General features: G+C 40.8%; 17 protein-coding genes. 14 read left to right on the forward strand and 3 right to left on the reverse strand.

Annotation, left to right across the window (positions count from 1 at the left end):
• Positions 1-49: 49 nt before the first annotated feature.
• Entirely contained in the window at positions 50-1,411 is a 1,362-nt protein-coding gene (locus IRQ78_RS00670; RefSeq protein ID WP_138599850.1) for a leucyl aminopeptidase family protein, read from the forward strand.
• Between the two features lies 1 nt (position 1,412).
• Here the strand turns inward: IRQ78_RS00670 and gloA2 are convergent, their stop codons facing one another.
• Together gloA2 and IRQ78_RS00680 are read right to left on the reverse strand one after the other, a co-directional pair.
• Positions 1,413-1,799 (reverse strand): SMU1112c/YaeR family gloxylase I-like metalloprotein, encoded by a 387-nt coding sequence (gloA2, locus tag IRQ78_RS00675; protein ID WP_054552119.1) that lies wholly within the window; start codon positions 1,797-1,799, stop codon positions 1,413-1,415.
• Between the two features lie 68 nt (positions 1,800-1,867).
• On the reverse strand, positions 1,868-2,941 hold the full coding sequence (locus IRQ78_RS00680) for a ketoacyl-ACP synthase III (protein ID WP_138599849.1): 1,074 nt from the start codon (positions 2,939-2,941) through the stop codon (positions 1,868-1,870).
• Positions 2,942-3,101: 160 nt separating this feature from the next.
• On the opposite strand from IRQ78_RS00680, the gene IRQ78_RS00685 reads away from it, so the two are divergent.
• From IRQ78_RS00685 to IRQ78_RS00745, 13 genes are all read left to right on the forward strand, one after another.
• Positions 3,102-4,403, forward strand: coding sequence for a metal-dependent hydrolase family protein (locus tag IRQ78_RS00685; protein ID WP_323741526.1), 1,302 nt, complete (start codon positions 3,102-3,104; stop codon positions 4,401-4,403).
• Positions 4,404-4,411: 8 nt separating this feature from the next.
• Positions 4,412-4,816 carry a nuclear transport factor 2 family protein gene (locus IRQ78_RS00690; RefSeq protein WP_054552122.1) on the forward strand — a complete coding sequence of 135 codons (405 nt, stop codon included), beginning with the start codon at positions 4,412-4,414 and terminating at the stop codon, positions 4,814-4,816.
• Positions 4,817-4,833: 17 nt separating this feature from the next.
• Positions 4,834-6,045 carry a sensor histidine kinase gene (locus tag IRQ78_RS00695; RefSeq protein ID WP_166340917.1) on the forward strand — a complete coding sequence of 404 codons (1,212 nt, stop codon included), beginning with the start codon at positions 4,834-4,836 and terminating at the stop codon, positions 6,043-6,045.
• On the forward strand, positions 6,042-6,575 hold the full coding sequence (locus IRQ78_RS00700; RefSeq protein ID WP_054552124.1) for a response regulator transcription factor: 534 nt from the start codon (positions 6,042-6,044) through the stop codon (positions 6,573-6,575). The genes IRQ78_RS00695 and IRQ78_RS00700 overlap by 4 nt, the downstream gene beginning before the upstream one ends.
• A gap of 152 nt (positions 6,576-6,727) precedes the next feature.
• Positions 6,728-7,132: a DUF1761 domain-containing protein gene (locus IRQ78_RS00705; RefSeq protein WP_054552125.1), complete on the forward strand. Its 405-nt coding sequence runs from the start codon at positions 6,728-6,730 to the stop codon at positions 7,130-7,132.
• 38 nt (positions 7,133-7,170) lie between these two features.
• Positions 7,171-7,422 (forward strand): hypothetical protein, encoded by a 252-nt coding sequence (locus IRQ78_RS00710; protein ID WP_054552126.1) that lies wholly within the window; start codon positions 7,171-7,173, stop codon positions 7,420-7,422.
• 147 nt (positions 7,423-7,569) lie between these two features.
• Complete coding sequence (locus IRQ78_RS00715) at positions 7,570-7,839, forward strand: CBU_0592 family membrane protein (RefSeq protein ID WP_054552127.1); 270 nt, start codon at positions 7,570-7,572, stop codon at positions 7,837-7,839.
• A 194-nt stretch (positions 7,840-8,033) separates the two neighbouring features.
• Complete coding sequence (locus IRQ78_RS00720; protein WP_194441078.1) at positions 8,034-10,016, forward strand: TonB-dependent receptor plug domain-containing protein; 1,983 nt, start codon at positions 8,034-8,036, stop codon at positions 10,014-10,016.
• A 22-nt stretch (positions 10,017-10,038) separates the two neighbouring features.
• Entirely contained in the window at positions 10,039-11,778 is a 1,740-nt protein-coding gene (locus tag IRQ78_RS00725) for a sensor histidine kinase (protein WP_194441079.1), read from the forward strand.
• Positions 11,775-13,145: a sigma-54-dependent transcriptional regulator gene (locus IRQ78_RS00730; protein ID WP_054552130.1), complete on the forward strand. Its 1,371-nt coding sequence runs from the start codon at positions 11,775-11,777 to the stop codon at positions 13,143-13,145. The genes IRQ78_RS00725 and IRQ78_RS00730 overlap by 4 nt, the downstream gene beginning before the upstream one ends.
• Positions 13,146-13,358: 213 nt before the next feature.
• A complete protein-coding gene (locus tag IRQ78_RS00735; protein WP_194441080.1) occupies positions 13,359-14,318 on the forward strand; it encodes a porin in 960 nt (319 codons plus the stop codon).
• Positions 14,319-14,375: 57 nt separating this feature from the next.
• A complete protein-coding gene (locus IRQ78_RS00740) occupies positions 14,376-15,806 on the forward strand; it encodes an SLC13 family permease (protein ID WP_054552237.1) in 1,431 nt (476 codons plus the stop codon).
• 139 nt (positions 15,807-15,945) lie between these two features.
• Positions 15,946-17,358: a coniferyl aldehyde dehydrogenase gene (locus IRQ78_RS00745; protein WP_194441081.1), complete on the forward strand. Its 1,413-nt coding sequence runs from the start codon at positions 15,946-15,948 to the stop codon at positions 17,356-17,358.
• A gap of 19 nt (positions 17,359-17,377) precedes the next feature.
• Here IRQ78_RS00745 and IRQ78_RS00750 read toward each other — a convergent pair whose 3' ends face one another.
• Positions 17,378-18,100 carry a tetratricopeptide repeat protein gene (locus tag IRQ78_RS00750; RefSeq protein WP_054552133.1) on the reverse strand — a complete coding sequence of 241 codons (723 nt, stop codon included), beginning with the start codon at positions 18,098-18,100 and terminating at the stop codon, positions 17,378-17,380.
• Positions 18,101-18,524: the final 424 nt, after the last annotated feature.

Raw genomic sequence — 18,524 nt, forward strand, 5'->3', positions numbered from 1 at the left:
TCAAGATATTGGTATGCTTAAATACCTTTTCTTTATATCGAGTCGTTTAATGAGTTCATTAATTCGCCATTCTTCTTCGGGAATTCCCCTGTCATTTATTGCTAAAGCTGACCTATCAACGTGGTTAACCGAGCAGCCGCAAGCCTTACAAAATTGGCTAACAAATTGTGATTTTAAAAACAAAGGCATGGCCTTAGTTGCTAATAATGAAACCGGCTCACTTGAGCATGTTTATTGTCTGGTAAATGATTTACAAGACTTTTGGTTAGCAGGTGACTTATCAACAAAATTGCCTGCAGGTTGTTACCAAATACAAGGTGATGAAAAGTTTGTAGAGCAAGTAACACTGGGCTTTGTGTTAGGTGGTTACGAGTTTAGTGAATATAAAGAAAAACCTTCGCCACGCGCTACCCTTGCCATTAAAGACGAATCGTTAGTAAAGCGTTTATCTCAGTATGCAAGTGCAATTAATTTAGTGCGTGATTTAGTGAATACGCCTGCTGCGGATATGATGCCGCAGCATTTATCACAAGTAATGGCTGATTTAGCTGATACCTTTGATGGTGAGTTTAGCGAGTGGGTGGGTGATGAATTATTAGAGCAAAACTACCCAACGATTCATATGGTTGGTCGTGCGTCTGAGAATAAACCTCGCTTACTTGATCTACGTTGGGGCGCAAAAGATGCACCGCAAATTACCTTAGTCGGTAAAGGCGTGTGTTTTGATTCTGGCGGTTTAGATTTGAAACCAAGCTCAGGTATGCGCAACATGAAAAAAGACATGGGCGGTGCGGCGCATGTTATTGGCCTTGCGCAGTTAATTATGGCTGCCAACTTACCAATTCGCTTACGTGTTCTGGTACCTGCGGTTGAAAATGCGGTTTCTCGAAATGCATTTAGACCGGGTGATGTGATCAAAACTCGTAAAGGGATCACAGTAGAAATTGATAACACGGACGCTGAGGGCCGTTTAGTGCTGTGTGATGCACTTGCTGAAGCACAAAATGATAACCCCGATCTTATCGTTGACTTTGCAACCTTAACTGGTGCTTGTCGTGTAGCCCTAGGTACAGAATTACCTGGCTTTTTCGCAAATAACCGTGAAGTGGCTAATAAACTGATGGATGCAGGTGAAAGCTGTCATGATCCTGTATGGCAACTGCCGTTATTTGATCAATACAAAGCATTATTAAAAAGTGACGTAGCAGATATTGCTAATTGTGCTTCCACTCCATTTGGTGGTGCGATCACCGCGGCACTTTACTTAAAAGAGTTTATTGAACCAAGTACGCCATGGGTTCACTTTGATGTGATGGCCTGGAACTTACGTGCATTACCGGGTCGTCCTGCAGGCGGTGAGGCACTGGGTATTCGTGCTGTGTTCAACTACCTACAAGATCGCTTCCAATAAGTTAAAGCTGGTAAAGCTCTAACGGTAAATCATCGGGATCGGCAAAAAACGTAAATTGCTTCCCGGTGATTTCATCCACTCTTATTTCTTCAACCGAAATGCCTTGTTGTTCTAAATAATGCTTAGATTTTGCAATATCGGCGACTTTAAACGCCAAATGGCGTAGCCCTTGTGCTTCTGGATAGCTTGGTCTCGGTGGCGCTCCAGGAAACGAAAAAAGCTCTATTTGGCTGCCATCAGGAAGTGCTAAATCTAATTTATACGAGTCACGTTCAGCGCGGTATTGTTCGTGAATGATTGGTAGCTTTAATATTTCATTATAAAAATGCTTTGATTTTTCATAGTTGCTACAGATGATTGCAGTATGATGTATGCCTAATAGTTCCATTAATTAATCCTTTTATGCCCATAAAAAAACGCGGACTCAGCCGCGCTTCTCTATAAATGATAGGAGTATTACTGTGCCGCTTTACATGCTGCAACAGCCGGTGCAACCAGTTCAAGACCTGTTTTATCACACTCAGGTAGAGCTGCATCAGAAACCGAGATAGGTGTTACACGCTCGCCCCATTTAATGTAACTCGCCGCCCAAGTTAAACCAGCACCAAAGGCTGCTGACATAATGTTTGAGTTAGGTTTGATAAGCCCTTGCTCAACCGCTTCACAAATGGCAATCGCAATTGTTGCAGCAGAGGTATTACCGTAATCGGCAATGTTCACCATTACTTTTTCGTCAGCTACTTTCAAACGTTGCTGAATAGCTTGGATAATACGTAAATTGGCTTGGTGAGGAACTAATACGTCAATGTCATCAAGCTCTAACTGCGCCTGGTTCAGCACGTCGTCACAAGCTTCGCTCATCCCTTTAACAGCACGTTTGAAGATTTCGCGACCTTCGAATAATAAGTTAGAAGGGCCAATTGGCTCGTACTTATTTAAATCGCTACCGAAGTTTTCGATATGCAAAATGTCGCGATCTTCACTGTCGCAACCTGTTTTAGTGGCAAGTAAACCTGATGGTGTGTCTGAGGCTTCTAATACCACGGCACCAGCACCATCACCGAATAATACAGCACTGTCGCGACGAGCCCAGTTGATGTACCACGTCATACGTTCAGCGGCAATAACGACTGCTTTTTTGATCATACCTGCACGAATTTGTGCCGTTGCTGCTTGTAATGCATATAAAAAGCCTGAACATGCAGCGTTTGTGTCCATTGCTGCAGCGCCAATCGCGCCAATGTTTTTTTGCACTAAAGAGGCCGTATTTGCCACCATGGTTGATGGTGTACAAGTCGCAAGAAGTACAAGATCAATGTCTTTACCATCAACACCAGCACAAGCAAGCGCTTGCTTTGCGGCAACGGTCGCTAAATCGGCAGTAGAAACATGGCTGACACGGCGAGATTTGATGCCTGTACGTGTTGTGATCCATTCGTCATTGGTATCAACAATATTGCTAATTTCATCATTGCTGATGCTTGCTGGTGGTATACATTTACCCCAGCCAGTAATTTGGGCATAAGACATAATGTGTTCTCTTTATGTGGTCAGACTTGTTAAATTTTCCCGAAGTTATATCAAAATTCACTTGTTAACACTAGTTCATTGCCGCGCTATGTCGTAAATAATGGCATTTACTCAGTATTTAAGTTAAACCTAGTATAAAAAAGAGGCGATTATGAAAAAAATAAATCTAAAAATAAGCACATTATCGGTACTATCTTTGTTATCTACGTTTGTGGTTAATGCACAAACCACCCTTATTCATGCAGGAAAGGTACTTGTTGGCACTGAACAGAGTGTTAAAGAGCAGCAAACGCTGGTTATTGAAGGTAATAAAATTGCTGCAATAAAAGCAGGCTACTTAACAACACAGCAGTTAGGCCTCAGTGATGCAGATGTTTTTGATTTAAAAAATCAGATGGTCTTGCCGGGTCTAATTGATATGCACGTTCATGTTACCTTTGAGCGAGATTCAACGCGTAACCCACATCAATGGGTCACTGAATACGAAGCAGATTATGCACTACGTTCTTTAAAATACTTAAAACGCACGGTTAATGCGGGTTTTACCTCTGTGCGCGACCTAGGTAGCAGCTATCAAGTTATCTTCCCATTAAAACGAGCGGTTGAGCGTGGCGACATTGTTGGCCCGCGCATTTTTGCAGCAGGTGATATGATCACACCGACCGGCGGCCACGCTGACATGCATGGCTATCGCCGTGATATTACCAAAGCGACAGAGGGTGGGGGCTTAGGTGTGTGTGATGGTGCTGACGATTGTACTCGTGCGGTACGCGATGTAATTAAAAGTGGTGCCGATGTGATCAAAATTACGGCAACAGGGGGTGTTTTAAGTAATACAGCGGCCGGGGTTAATCAGCAATTTACTGATGAAGAGCTCAGTGCCATTGTTAACACTGCTCATCATTTAGGCCGAAAAGTCACCGCTCATGCTCATGGCACAGAAGGTATAAAAGCAGCTCTCAGAGCGGGTGTTGATTCAATCGAACATGGTTCTTTTTTAGATAAAGACACAGTTAAATTATTTAAAAAGCAAGACGCGTATTTAGTTCCAACCTTACTCGCTGGCGCGACAGTAAAAGAAGAAGTGCTAAATAACCCTAATATGCCAAAAGCTATTGCTGAGAAGGTTGAATTTGTGGCGCCAAAAATGGAAGAGTCGTTTAAATTAGCATTAAAAAACAAGGTTAAAATAGCCTTTGGTACAGATTCAGGCGTATCTAAGCATGGTGATAATGCTAAAGAGTTCGAGTTATTAGTTAAATATGGCATGACACCAAAACAAGCAATTAAATCAGCCACCGTTGAAGCTGCTAAACTATTAGGTCAAAGTGATAACCTCGGTGACTTGAGTGTTGGTAAACAAGCAGATATTATCAGCGTTAATATGAATGTGCTTGATAACATTAATGAACTTAGTCAGGTTCAGTTTGTTATGAAGGGCGGTAAAGTGCTCAAACAGTAAGGGTTACTATGGGCGGTAAAATTAAAGAGACGTTATTTAATCATTTAATTGATGCTGAGCGGCAGCTACTTGAGCCAGAAGTTCGGCAATCTGCTGAAGCGCTTGATGCATTACTTGATGATGATTTTATTGAAATAGCTGCTGATGGTACGTCTTTTAATAAGTTCCAAGTGTTAACCCGTCTGCCAACTGAGGTAGTACCGCAGTTTTATAATCAACACTTTAAAGGTCGAATGCTCAGTGATGATATTGCACAGCTGAGCTATCAAGCAGCCTTTAGACGTTCTGCGCGGTCAGAGTTTAATTACTCCATTCGTATGTCACTGTGGCGTTTTAATGGTAAACAATGGCAAATGGTGTTTCATCAAGGAACGCCTTGTGCTGTTTTTACAATTTCAATGGACGATGATTAAGTTTTAAAGAGTCCGTTATGCAAACCGATCCGGCGATTAGTCGCCTACTAATTTTAAGAAGCGCCGCAATCGCCGTACAATTTGTTGCTGTTATTGCGGTGTACTTTCTATTTGAATACCAAATCCCCTTACTGCCTTTACTTGCTGTTATTTGTGTTGAAGCAATCTTTCAGCTGCTAAGTATATTCGCTTATAGAAAAGTAACCAAAGCCAGACCAGCCGCTGTACTGATGCAGCTGACAGCCGATTTACTGTTTTTAACGATTTTGCTGTCATTAAGTGGCGGGGCTACCAATGCATTTGTGTCGTTATTACTGTTACCGATAATGATCGCTGCGGTCTCTGTTAATGCGAAAGGGCTTGCTTATACCGCAGTGCTGGCAATCGCCGCTTATAGCTTTTTACTGATAAATATGCCTGAGCACACCATGCACCAAATGCAGATGACGCATCATTTTATTGGTATGTGGATTAACTTTGTTATTAGCGCCATTGTTATTGCTTTTGTTATTGGTACATTAAACAGTACATTGAGAGCAAGAGAAGCCACCATTGCACGAACTCGTGAGCAACAATTAAGGCATGAGCAATTATTAACGCTTGATGGCGCTGCTGCACAAGTAACGCACCAACTTGCAACGCCTATCGCAAACTTACAGCTGTTATTTGAAGAACTGAAAGAACAACAAGCTGATGACCCCATTGTACAAGAAATGGCTAAGCCATTAGCCCAGTGTAAAGAACAGCTTGCTCATTTTAGGTCGCTTTCAAATGCCTTAAGGACCGGTCAAACACGGCAAGTGATCAGCGCTGAAACACTACAAAGCACCATTCAAGATGCGATGACACTGCATTTTCCAGAGCAAAACTTACAGTGGCTAAATAACGCCCCTGATTGTTCGATTTTAAGTGATGCCATGCTGTTACCGGCTATTTTAAACTTGCTGCAAAACGCCGTATCGGCGAATAACCATAATCAGCAATACTGCGTAGAAGCTAAGTGGCACATAGATCAGCAAACAGTTTCATTGTCGTTACGTGATTTCGGTCAAGGTTTTAGCGAACAACAAATGGCATCATTAGGTGGCCAACTCATGCCAAGTAACAATGGTATGGGGATGGCAGTTATGCTTTCGAATGTGACTTTAGAGCGCTTAAATGGCTCATTAACACTAAGCAATCACCCACAGCAAGGTGCAATTGCGATGGTTAGTTTAAAAATTGTATGAAACTTTTAATTATTGAAGACGATGAAAATCTTGCCAGCACACTGGCAAGGCGTTTTACAAAACAAGGCTTCACATGTTCACTTGCTCATAACGCTGAGCAAGCTTTACAGCATATAACCACTTTTGAGGCGAGCCATTTTCTGGTGGATTTAAAACTCGGGGATGATAACGGCCTTGCGCTAATTAAACCCTTAAGAGAACAATTTCCTTCAGCTCGTATTGTGTTACTCACTGGGTTTGCCAGTATTGCCAGTGCAGTCGAAGCCATACGATTAGGTGCTGACGACTATTTACCAAAACCTGTCGATTTTAATTCACTTTTAAAAACAATCTTGGGAGACGCCGAGGTAAACCTATCACTTGAAGAATCAAAGCCAAACAAAATTATGTCGCCAGAGCGCCTTGAGTGGGAGCATATCCAACATGTTTTGCACAGTAACGATGGTAATATTTCCGAAACTGCGCGCCAACTGAATATGCACAGAAGAACATTACAGCGTAAATTACAGAAAAAACCAGTTAAGCAGTAAAGTGATTATTAACGTAAGTAAAATAATTAGAAGGCGTAAATCAGTACAGGATTGAATTCTAAATAGGTACAAAATTACGTGTTTTAAATTTGCTGCATCGCTGATCCTTAACTAAAGTCATGTTAAACCTAATCGTTGTATGAGTCTGGTGTATGCATTTTTATCAACTTAACTTTTTCGCAATTTTTTTTGCAGGTCTTGCTTCATTCTTATTGGGAATTGTCTGGTATTCACCTTGGTTATTTAAGCGTATTTGGATGGAGAGCTGTGGTCTAACTGAGTTAGATTTGCAACAAATTAATCCATTTAAAGTTTTTGGTAGCAGTTTAATATTATGCTGTTTGATCTCATTTAGCTTTTCATTATTTGTTGGGCCCAATGTTGCTGTTGGGGTGGCTGTTGGTACAGGTTTTATAATTGGTTTATGTTGGGTAAGCCTTGCTATAGGCATAGGCTACATATTCGAGCAGCGGCCGTTAAAACTGTTTTTGGTAAATTCAGGTTATGCTATTTTACAATTTTCATTAATTGGCTTGGTTTTGGGTCTCTGGTCATAGCGTGATAGCATGCACTTTTTGAAATAATAAATGGATTAATGGCAAAACCAAATAAAAAAGGGCCAACTAAAACGGTCGATATTTTTTGTTCACAATGTAAAACGCAGTTATTTAAATACCGTAAAGGTGGAAAAGGCGCGTTGGTTAAATGTTTTGTTGAACGGATTAGCCAAGATTTTACCAATGACACCGGTATTTGCCCTGACTGCCAACGCCCATTTGCCCGCCAGACCATGATCCGTGGTACTCCAGCTTTAAAAATAATCGGTGGTAAGGTGACACATAAATAGAATTAAAATACGGACATTTATCCTCGTTTCTTACTCATGCTCTGATACTATTGACCGGTTTGCTGTTTCAATGAATGAAAACAACCCTCCCCATGGATTGGGCCAGTTGTATGGGTATAAACATATGAACAAAATGGACTCACGCACGTGATAGCACTTTTATTTGATATTATTGGCATGACAGGCACATTCTTAGTGGTTGGTGCTTTCTTTTTACTACAACTGAATAAAGCATCGCCAACCGGCCTTGTGTATAACATGATGAACTTAACGGGCGCAATTCTGTTACTGATCAGTCTTTGTTATAACTTTAACCTTGCTAGTTTTGTTATTGAGATTTTCTGGATAGCGGCGTCACTTATTGGATTATATAAGTACATCAAAGCAAAGCGTACTGGAAATGTTGAAACAGCTTAATTAAGCTCGGCTCATTAAAACAGACGTTTTTAGAAACCCATTTACAGTTGAAAATGGGTTTTTTTGTCGCTATTTAAGAAAACTTTATAAACTAAAATTATAAAAACATTGCAAGCTTACCAATCTTTTGTATTAATAGTGTAAACATGGTGTTGCTTTTGCAACACAGGCTATAAGTACAGGTATCGCTTACCGTGGATCTTTTCAGATGTTCAGCACTTTTTACTATTGCAGTTGCCTCAACCTCGCCAGTGGTTGCAAACGCGGCTGAAGAGCAAGACTTATTCTCTTTAAGTTTTGAAGACTTACTTAATGTTCAAGTCGATATAGCAAGTAAAACCAACGAAACTTTGTCATCAGTCCCTTCTACAATAAGTGTTTTTAGTCGTAAGCAAATTCAAGCATTAGGAGTTGATAACGCCTACGAAGTGATGAATTTTGTGCCTGGTATGCAATCAACTCGAGGTGATTGGGTAGGGGCGGTGCCTAAAGATCATGCTCGGGGCGTTTATCTAGATAGCGGTAATGTTTTAGTGATGATAAATGGTGAGCGAATAAATGAATCATCATTTGGTAAGGCTTCTGTTTATTTGCCTTACATACCTGTGGAAGTTATCGAAAAAATAGAGTTTATTCGCGGCCCTGGGTCAGCACTTTATGGCAGTAATGCATTTTTAGGTGTTATGAACATTGTTACGTCTAAAGAGCGAAATGCACTGCAATTTGTAGTTGGTAACAATGGCCGATACGGCGCAACAGGTCAGATCAACAGGATATTTAGTGACAATACACGTATTTTTGCAAATTTCGCTTATGAACAAAAGGACGGTGAAAGTTATCCGCAGGGGGTCAAAGATCCACTTGAGGCAATTTATCTAGACGCAGGTATTGATTATAAAAAACTGCAATTACGTGCCCGTTACAATGAAACATCCCTTGATGAATTTTTAAACCTCGCTGGATATTCTAAGCAAAACCAACATAACAGTGATAACACCTTTGTGGGAATTAAATACAACTGGATCAATAACGATAAGTTAAAGCTAGATTCTAGTTACTCATTCACAAAGCATAATATTTCAAGTGCAGGGTTAATCGCTACATTTGACGATATTCCAGACTTTCTCGTTGGCCCTGCGTGGCAAACAACTGACAGTAAATTCGAAACTGAGCTAAGTTATCAATTCGATAACCAATGGCAGCTTGCTGCGGGAATTGAATACTCAGAGGCTAAGCAAACTAAAGCAGGAGTTCGCACGTCTTATTATGATTTCGATTCAGAGCAAATAATTATCGACCCTGCCTTTGAACAGCAAGGGATCGTGTCTGTGATGGACTTTCCTGAGTTTTCGTCACTTAAGTTTACATTCGAAACCTTGAGTGCTTATGGGCAGCTAAAAATACCATACTCAGATGCACTTACTTTATTTATTGGCGCACGCTATGACGATGTGAAGGACATCGACAGTAAACTTTCTCCACGTCTTGCGGGTGTCTATAAAATAAATTCAGAGCATACTGTTAAGCTGCAATATGGTGAATCGTTTAGAACACCGGTTACCAATGAGCTGTTTTCAAATGATGATGTGACAATAGGTAACCCATCGCTTCGCTCTGAGTCGATAAAAACAACTGAACTTGTTTGGCATTATAAAACCTCAGAGTTACAAGCTAATGCAGTGCTTTTTTATAATGAACTTAATGATTTTATAAATATTGAGCCAACATTATCAGATGATTCATTGTTTACCTTTACAAACTCATTCAACACTCAAAACAGTGGTATCGAGCTTGATAGCACTTGGCAATCAAGTAAAGACTTTTCGATTACAGGCACTTATACGCAATACTTTGAAGATCCAATCAATGCGAGCTTTAAGCGCTTTGCAAGCATAATCAGTAGTTATAACTTATCTGATTCATGGCAGGTGAGCTTAAACTTATTGTGGCGCGATACAGTTGAAGTAAGCTCAGAGACAGGTGCTCACTTTAAACAATCTGCTTACAGCTTATTGGGTGGCAGTTTAAAATGGCAGTTAAACAACAACAGCCAACTAATGCTAAAAGCAGAAAATTTGTTAGGAAAAAAATACAACGCATTTGATCCTCGCATTGACAATGGCGCAGTCGCTGGTACAACTGAGGAATTATCGTTACACTACCAATTCAATTTCTAGTAGTCCTGTTCGTAAGGTTTGAATGTCGTCATTAAGTAAAAAATTTATTGCAGCAGGTGTATTGCTAATAATGCTGTTAATATTAGTTTTTTATCTCGGTAGAAGCCATGATTACGAACAAGCTCAGCATCAAAGTCAAACACAAGCTACTCAGCTAAGCCATTATATCGCAAGTGAATTAGCACGATTTAAAACCATACCTAGCTTAGTAAGTGCCAATGATTTGGTAAAATCATTTATTGTCGAAAAAGGTGCTGGTGGAGATGCGGTCAATGATTATCTTGAAGATATTCAACGAGCGAGTGGGGCTTCAGATGTTTACGTAATGGATTTGTCAGGCACTGTTTTAGCAAGTAGTAACTGGCAAGTTGACTATACTTTCTTAGGAAGTAATTTTGCTTTTCGGCCGTATTTTTATTTAGCCAAACAAGGTGAAAAAGTTGCTTATTTTGCTTTGGGTATGCGCTCTAGTGAGCGAGGCTTTTATTTTTCTGAGCCGTTATTTTATCAAGGCGAGGTGGTTGCGGTAGTGGCACTAAAAGTTAATGCCAAAAAATTTGAACAAGACCGCCAGCTACTCAATGCATCAGACACTTCACATTTCTACATTGCTCTTGAAGACAACGTTATTGTTATGTCTGATGTAGCTGATTGGCGTTTGAAGTCACTTATGCCTCTTGATAATAAACAAATGGCAGCATTAGTTAAATCGCGCCGATATCTGTCACATAAACCCACTTTACTGCCCTATACCCATAAACCTCTAAATGAACAAACCATACTGCAAAAAGTTTTATTAAACGGTAAGCAATCGCGCTTTATTAGTGCTGTTGAAAGCATTGATATCATTAACGCCAAAGCGAGTGTGTTGGTGGATGTGACGAATGTCGAGCTTGCACAAATCCCTAGGCTTCTTTGGTTTAGTGTGTTTTATGCTATTGCGGTAGTACTTATTCATACGGCAATGGTACGTTTTGCTGGTTATAAAAAGCTATTGTTTTCTAGGCACAGTCTTGAGCAAGAGGTTATAGAACGTACTCAGGCTCTCGAAAAGGCTCAAAAAGCGCTGATCCAAACAGCTAAACTTGCAACTATTGGTCAGTTAAGTGCAGGCATTAACCATGAAATCAATCAGCCATTAAGTGCCATGAATACCTACTTAGTGAGTGCAAAAAGGTTGCTTATCAAAGGAAATATTGAGCAAGCCAGCGAAAATTTAGTCCTGGTGCAGTCGTTAATAGAGCGTGTACACAAAATTGTTGCACAGCTAAAGCATTTTAGTAAACCGGCACAAACTCAACTGAGACAGCAAAGCTTAGCGAGTATGTTAAAAAATGCCTTAATGATTGCAAGCGCACAGTTAAAACAAGATGATATCGAAGTTAAAGCCGCAGATATTGATGCAAACATAACAGTATGGGTCGACAGCGTTAAGTTTGAGCAAGTCTTGGTTAACGTGATCACTAATGCCAGCCAAGCAATGAGTGAATCTGACAAACGCGAACTGAGCTTTGAACTTGAACTGTTTGACGACCGAGTAAAGCTATCAATTCTCGATACTGGCCCGGGTATTGATCAACATGCATTAGGTAATATCTTTGAGCCATTTTATAGCACTAAAACCAGCAATGGTTTAGGCCTTGGCTTGTCTATTTCAAGGCAAATAATCGACTCATTTAATGGCCGCCTAACAGCCCATAACCGCCCTAAGGGCGGAGCACAATTTATTATAACTTTACAAACTAACAAGGAAACATCATGAGTGAAGTTGCAGCGACCTGTGATCAGGTAATCGTTATCGATGACGAAGCGGTGATCCGTGATTCATTGAAGCAGCTCCTTGAGATTGAAGGTTATCAAGTTCAGTGTTTTAGTGAGCCTACAGCGGCACTTTCAAAATTAAGTCGTCGCTTCGAAGGTATTGTACTAAGCGACATAAACATGCCAAAAATGGATGGCTTGGCATTTTTAGAGCAAGTTAAAGCCTTTGATAGCGAGCTACCGGTTATTTTTCTTACCGGCTTTGCTGATGTATCTGTGGCCGTTAAAGCCATGCAGCTTGGTGCTTATGATCTATTTGAAAAGCCGCTAACTGAGCAGTTATTAGATTGTATTGCTCGTGCTTCAGAAAAACGTGCTTTAGTGATGGAAAACCGCGCCTTAAAAATTGCTGTTGAAAAAACCTCTGCGCCCGGTGTGCGTATTTTGGGTGAAACCGAACAAATGCAACAAATGATGCATTTACTTAATGCGGTAATCGATACGCCAGCAGATGTGCTAATAGAAGGTGAAACAGGCACGGGTAAAGAGTTAGTTGCTCGCTATTTACACGATCAAAGTAATCGTTCAGCGGCTAATTTTGTTGCTATAAACTGCGGCGCAATACCTGAGCAACTTATTGAAAGTGAGCTTTTTGGTGCAGCCAGTGGTGCATACACAGGGGCGACACAATCTCGCCAAGGTAAGTTTGAATTTGCCAAAGGCGGCACTGTCTTTTTAGATGAAATAGAGTCTACGCCTGCGAGTTTACAAGTAAAGTTGTTGAGGGTGCTTGAAGAGCGCAAAGTAACCCCTGTAGGTGACAACCACGCCATTGATTTAGATGTACGTATAGTTGCTGCTACCAAAGTAGACTTAATGACACTAGTCGAAGCAGGGGAGTTTAGAGCCGATTTATATTACCGCCTAAATTTAGTAAAAGTGAGTATTCCGGCATTACGTGATAGAAAAGCTGATATTCCACTGCTTTTTAAACACTTCAGCTCGATAGCGGCGACACGTTTTCATAAGCCGCCTGCGCCATTGAGTAGTGAAGCTAAACAACGACTCCTTGCGTATGATTGGCCGGGAAATGTCCGAGAGCTTAGAAATCAGGCTGAACGTGCCGTACTACTGGGCTCTGATCTTGCGTTTGCTTCTTACAGCGACACAAATAATCAAAATGAACTTGCTCAGGATTTAAGTCTTGCCGAAAAGATTAGCTTTTATGAGCAGTCACTCATCGAAGAAGCGCTAGAACGAAACAACGGCAGCATAAAAGACACCATGGTCACATTACAAATTGCCCGTAAAACCCTTTACGACAAGATGACCAAATACGGTATTAATCGCGAAATGTTCAAAGACTAAGCAACTCTCTCACATTAAACTCTTCACAATGGGTGGAACTGGTGACAGCACACTTTTAAAAATGTGTGGATATCCACCCATAAAAAACAGTCTCTTTTACGTCAGCAAAGTTAATTTACTGTTATTTAACAACTTTTTTAAAATTATCTAAGTTGGCAGCCAACTTGCCTTACTAGTTAGGAACAACAATTTGAACCTAATAAGGGGCGCATAATGACAACAATATTCACTCATACAAAAACACGCGTAGTAGCGGCCGTAATTTTAGCGAGCACAGCGGGCTCAGCAATGGCAGCAGACTACGCGGTGTACGGTAAAGCAGAAGTTCAAATAGCAAACACAGATACAGGCGTTATGCGCTATGCAGATGAAGGTACGCAAATCGAAGCACCTTTTTCGCGCATTGGTATTAAAGGTAGCCACAAACTAACTGAGTCGCTTAAAGCGGTATTTAAATACGAAGTGCAAGTAAAAGGCTTTGAACATGATGATACCAGTGAGCCATTTTCAGCTCGTAATACTTACTTAGGACTTGCAGGTGATTTTGGTGAAGTGGTTGTCGGTCGTAACGACACGCGTTTTAAATACTCAGAAGGTAAAGTAGACGGTTTTAACGAAACCCAAGCAGATATTGCACAGCTGATCCCTGGTCAAGACCGTATCGGCGATACCATTACCTACAGCTCAAAAACATACGGTGGCGCATCACTTGCGCTAACTTATGCTCCAAAAGATGACAGCAGCAACGATGAAGATGGTTTTGCGGCAACGGTTATTTATGGCGACCGTGCATTAAAATCTAAAGACTACTATGTCGCTATCAGCCATGTTGATGCGCTGAACAAGTTAACAGCAAGTCGTGTGGTTGCCGCATGGAAACATGAAAACCTACAGTTAGCGGGTTTATTCCAGCGCAGTGAATCTACCGACGGTACGAAAGAAGGCAATGGCTATGCACTTAGCGCAAGCTATGCAATCGATAAATGGGTACCTAAGCTGCAATATGTTAAAGACGACTCAAAGATTCGCCATGCTGAAGAAGGTAAACAATGGACAGCAGGTGTTGACTATGTGTTCGATAAACAAACCACTGCTTACTTATTCTATACTGATTTAGATTTAGAACTTGAATCAGATAACAGCGTTGCACTTGGCCTTAAATACAAGTTCTAAGGAGTCGGTATGTCATTAGTAAATCAAACAAAAGATGGCTCACAGCCACGCCCATTAATGAGCACAGTGATGTTACTGCTAGGCCCATTAGTGATGTTATTAACTTGCTTAATTGATCCACCAGCGGGTATGAGTGTATCTGCATTACGTACTGCAGGCCTTGCATTTTGGATGGCTTCTTGGTGGGTAAGCGAAGTTGTGCCAATTCCTGCTACGTCTTTATTGCCACTGGTTATATCACCTCTTGCTGGCATTGCAGCAATCAAAGGGGTCGCGTCACCTTATGCACACCCTTTGATCTTTTTATTCTTAGGCGGCTTTTTGATCTCAATCGCGATGGAGCGTTGGGGTTTACACAAGCGTATTGCACTTAATACCATGCTTCGTGCTGGTACTAAGCCAAGCCTACAAATTTTAGCCATGATGTTAGTAACGGCATTTTTATCAATGTGGATGTCAAATACAGCGACTGCTGTGATGATGTTACCGATTGCAATGTCGATTACTATGTTAGTTAAACAGTCTAACCCAGATAATGACCAATTTGGTAAAGCATTGTTATTATCAATTGCCTATGGTGCTAGCATCGGTGGTATCGCAACCTTAATCGGTACGCCACCAAACGCATTAATGGCTGCATACCTATCAGATAGCTACAAGATTGATATTGGCTTTGCTGAGTGGATGAAAGTAGGTGTACCACTTGCGACAGTTATGCTTATTTTATGCTGGGTGTGGTTAACTAAGTTTGCTTATAAAGTTGATACACAATGTGCAAAAAGTGCAAGCAAAGACACTAAATCTTTATTCTTGTCACAGTTACAAGAGTTAGGAGCTATGCAGCGCGCTGAAAAAGGCGTAGCTGTTGTATTTGCTTTAGCTGCAGTATGCTGGATTTTTAGACCTATGATTGCTGATTTCTCTGGCCTTAAAATTTCTGATACCGGCATAGCGATTGCTGCAGCATTGATGTTATTTGTGTTACCAGCAAATAAAGGCGATGGTGAGCGAATCCTTGATTGGGAAAGTGCAGCTAAAGTGCCGTGGGGCGTGTTGCTACTATTCGGTGGCGGTTTAACACTAGCTGCACAAATCAAGTCGTCTGGCCTTGCTGAATATATTGCCCATATGATCGAGGGCGCAAGTGCTATTCCGTTAGTTTTAAGTGTTTTAGCGGTAACGGCTCTTATTACATTCTTAACAGAAATAACCAGTAACACAGCCACAGCTGCAGGTTTCTTACCACTATTAGGCCCGGTTGCTGAGTCAGTATTTGGTACACCGCTTGTGTGGGTCATTCCTGCTGCAATTGCATGTAGCTGTGCGTTTATGATGCCAGTCGCGACACCACCAAACGCGATTGTGTTTGGATCAGGGCAAATTCAAATGCGCGATATGATCCGTTCTGGGTTCGCACTTAACTTAATAGCTATTGCCATGATCACCTTAGTTACAATGACTGTAGCAGCGAGTGTATTTGCTTTTTAAATGTAAAAATTAATGAATACAGAACAATAGTTTCAACTCTTACCAACCACTCACAGCGCTCTTTATGGGCGCTGTTTTTATTTGCTCTCGATTTTATTCATCGTTATAGTTGTTTAAACCTTTTTGATGAGTACTCGTTTTGGTCGATCTAGATTCACAATTACAAGAACAATATTATCAGCTGAACGATGCATTTTTAGCTGAACCTTACTTACCAATAGATATTAGAATAAAGCTTCTAAAACGCGTCAAAGCTGCGCTTATTGAGAACGAGCAGGCTTTAGTGAATGCTTCAAGTAAAGACTTTGGATACCGTACAGCTTTCGATACTGTACTAGGCGATATTTTCCCAACAGTTAAAACAATCAGTGATGTGATTAAGCGTTTGCCAAAGTGGGCAAAAAATGAATCTCGTGGTGTTGGACTTAGTTTATGGCCTTCGTCTGCACATATCAGTTATCAGCCGAAAGGGGTTGTAGGCATCATTGCCCCATGGAATTATCCAATTCAACTTGCGTTAGTTCCTGCCATAACCGCATTAGCCGCAGGCAATCGCGTAATGCTAAAGTTAAGCGAATATACACCTCACACTAACGCAGTTATAAAAACGATTTTGGCTGATGAATTGAAAGAGCATTGTATCGTGATTGAAGGCGAAGCAGAACTTGCTGCAAAATTCTGCCAACTTCCCTTTGCTCATATGCTGTTTACTGGTTCAACCGCTGTCGGCCGTAAAGTAATGCAAAGTGCTAGTAAAAACCTTACCCCAGTGACGTTAGAGCTAGGTGGTAAATCGCCAGTAATTGTTCTTGATGATGCAAATATCAAAGAAGCAGCGAAAACAATTTTATTTGGTAAATTGAACAATGCAGGGCAAATTTGTGTTGCTCCTGATTACGTATTTGTTCCAAAGCGGCTTGAACATCAGTTGGTAATGCAGCTTTGTGATATTTACCGAAAACATTTTAAACAAGGTGTTGAAGGTAAAAATCTGACTTCAATTATCTCCGAGAGTCAATACCAGCGATTAGCTGCTTATTTAGTTGACGCAAAAGACAAAGGCGCGCAAGTATTTGAGCCGATAGAAGCTCATCAAGTTGATGAACTAAAACACCGTATGGGCTTGCACATTTTAACGCAAGTGAATGATGATATGCGCGTCATGCAAGACGAGATCTTTGGCCCCTTACTGCCCATTATCGGTTATGAGTCATTGCAGCAGGTGATTGATACGATCAATGGTGACTCATTACCTCTTGCTTTGTATATTTTGGGGCATGATAAAGAGAAAATCAGTAAATTAAGCACATCAATCAGAAGCGGTACATTAGCAATTAATGATGTATTGATGCAGGTAACAGCAGATCAGCTACCGTTTGGTGGTATCGGTGAGTCAGGGATGGGGCACTATCATGGCATTGAAGGTTTTAAAACCTTTAGCCATGCACGAAATACCTTGGTATCCGGTAAGTTTAACCCTCGCACTAGTTTATTGCTAAAACAAAATAAGTTGCTGATCAAACTATTAAAATGGCTGTACTTGCGCCCTTAAGCGCAAGTACGAAGTTTATTTATAGACGCCCGTCAGGTGCGTATAAACCAGCCTGTATTTTTGCATAAATGGCATCTGCTTTTTCTTTAGCAGCTTCAATTTCTGCAGGCATCATACTTCGCTCATCAAGTTTACGGCTATGACTTGCATCCATGTTGCCGTTGTATTCAGCAATGGTATTCCAAATGTATGATTTTTCGAGATTCTTAGGAACTCCTAACCCTTCGTAATACATTAAAGCCATGTTGAATTGCGCAAGAGTAAAGTTATTTGCAGCCGCCTTTTGGTACCAACTAAGCGCGGTACGGTAATCTTGAATTACCCCTTCGCCATTAGCATACATAACCCCTAAATTAAACTGTGCCGCTGGATGGTTTTTTTGTGACGCCATTTCATACAATGAAATGGCTTTTTCTTTATCAAGTTTGACACCTTTACCTTCTTGATAAAGTACACCCAATGCGAACATTGAATCAGCATGCACTTTTTTTACTGCTTTTTCGTATAACTCTGCTGCTTTACGATAGTCTCGTTGCACACCAAAGCCACCTTCGTACATTTTAGCAAGCTCATACATTGCAGGGGCATAACCTCTGTCTGCAAGGTAATTAAATTCATGAAGCGCTTCTTCAAAACGACCTTCATTCGCCGCTAATTGGGCATCTTCAAGACTGGCATTTGCTAAAGGTGACAAGATTAACGTGCTAGCGAGCAATAGTGATTTAAAATTAGGCTTGATCATAGTCTGCCTCCAAATGTGTGTTAGGTATCAATAACAAAGCATTCAGCTATTGATAAAATGCCTTGCCAAACAGCCTCAGAGCAAAACATCACTTTTAGTTTAGCCCCAACAGCTGCAAATGCCCAATTTATAGACAGCGGCAAGCTTTGCAATTAACAAGTAGGCTTAAGATACAGATTTTCCAGAAAAATTAAAGAAATAAAAAAAGCCCTTAGCGGGCTTTTTCGTGTCATATCTACCGTCACCGATATGAGCAATGTAGCAAGTAAAGTGTAACGTTTTATGTCTATGTTTGGGTCGAGGAAACAGATGACAATCAAGAGTTACATCTTGAACTAACTTGGTAAAACAGCATCAAAACCTTTAACAGTATGATGTTGCTGTGAGAATAGTCTAGCGAACCAAGTTGTTGATAACGATTATT

It is taken from the genome of Pseudoalteromonas simplex (assembly GCF_015278155.1).
In the GTDB taxonomy this organism is placed as follows: domain Bacteria; phylum Pseudomonadota; class Gammaproteobacteria; order Enterobacterales; family Alteromonadaceae; genus Pseudoalteromonas; species Pseudoalteromonas simplex.

Coding starts and splice junctions, on each gene's coding strand:
- IRQ78_RS00730 (WP_054552130.1), top strand. CDS start 11,775: ATGAGTGAAGTTGCAGCGACCTGTGATCAGGTAATCGTTATCGATGAC.
- IRQ78_RS00740 (WP_054552237.1), top strand. CDS start 14,376: ATGAGCACAGTGATGTTACTGCTAGGCCCATTAGTGATGTTATTAACT.
- IRQ78_RS00670 (WP_138599850.1), top strand. CDS start 50: ATGAGTTCATTAATTCGCCATTCTTCTTCGGGAATTCCCCTGTCATTT.
- gloA2 (WP_054552119.1), bottom strand. CDS start 1,799: ATGGAACTATTAGGCATACATCATACTGCAATCATCTGTAGCAACTAT.
- IRQ78_RS00700 (WP_054552124.1), top strand. CDS start 6,042: ATGAAACTTTTAATTATTGAAGACGATGAAAATCTTGCCAGCACACTG.
- IRQ78_RS00680 (WP_138599849.1), bottom strand. CDS start 2,941: ATGTCTTATGCCCAAATTACTGGCTGGGGTAAATGTATACCACCAGCA.
- IRQ78_RS00725 (WP_194441079.1), top strand. CDS start 10,039: ATGTCGTCATTAAGTAAAAAATTTATTGCAGCAGGTGTATTGCTAATA.
- IRQ78_RS00695 (WP_166340917.1), top strand. CDS start 4,834: ATGCAAACCGATCCGGCGATTAGTCGCCTACTAATTTTAAGAAGCGCC.
- IRQ78_RS00690 (WP_054552122.1), top strand. CDS start 4,412: ATGGGCGGTAAAATTAAAGAGACGTTATTTAATCATTTAATTGATGCT.
- IRQ78_RS00735 (WP_194441080.1), top strand. CDS start 13,359: ATGACAACAATATTCACTCATACAAAAACACGCGTAGTAGCGGCCGTA.
- IRQ78_RS00750 (WP_054552133.1), bottom strand. CDS start 18,100: ATGATCAAGCCTAATTTTAAATCACTATTGCTCGCTAGCACGTTAATC.
- IRQ78_RS00705 (WP_054552125.1), top strand. CDS start 6,728: ATGCATTTTTATCAACTTAACTTTTTCGCAATTTTTTTTGCAGGTCTT.
- IRQ78_RS00710 (WP_054552126.1), top strand. CDS start 7,171: ATGGCAAAACCAAATAAAAAAGGGCCAACTAAAACGGTCGATATTTTT.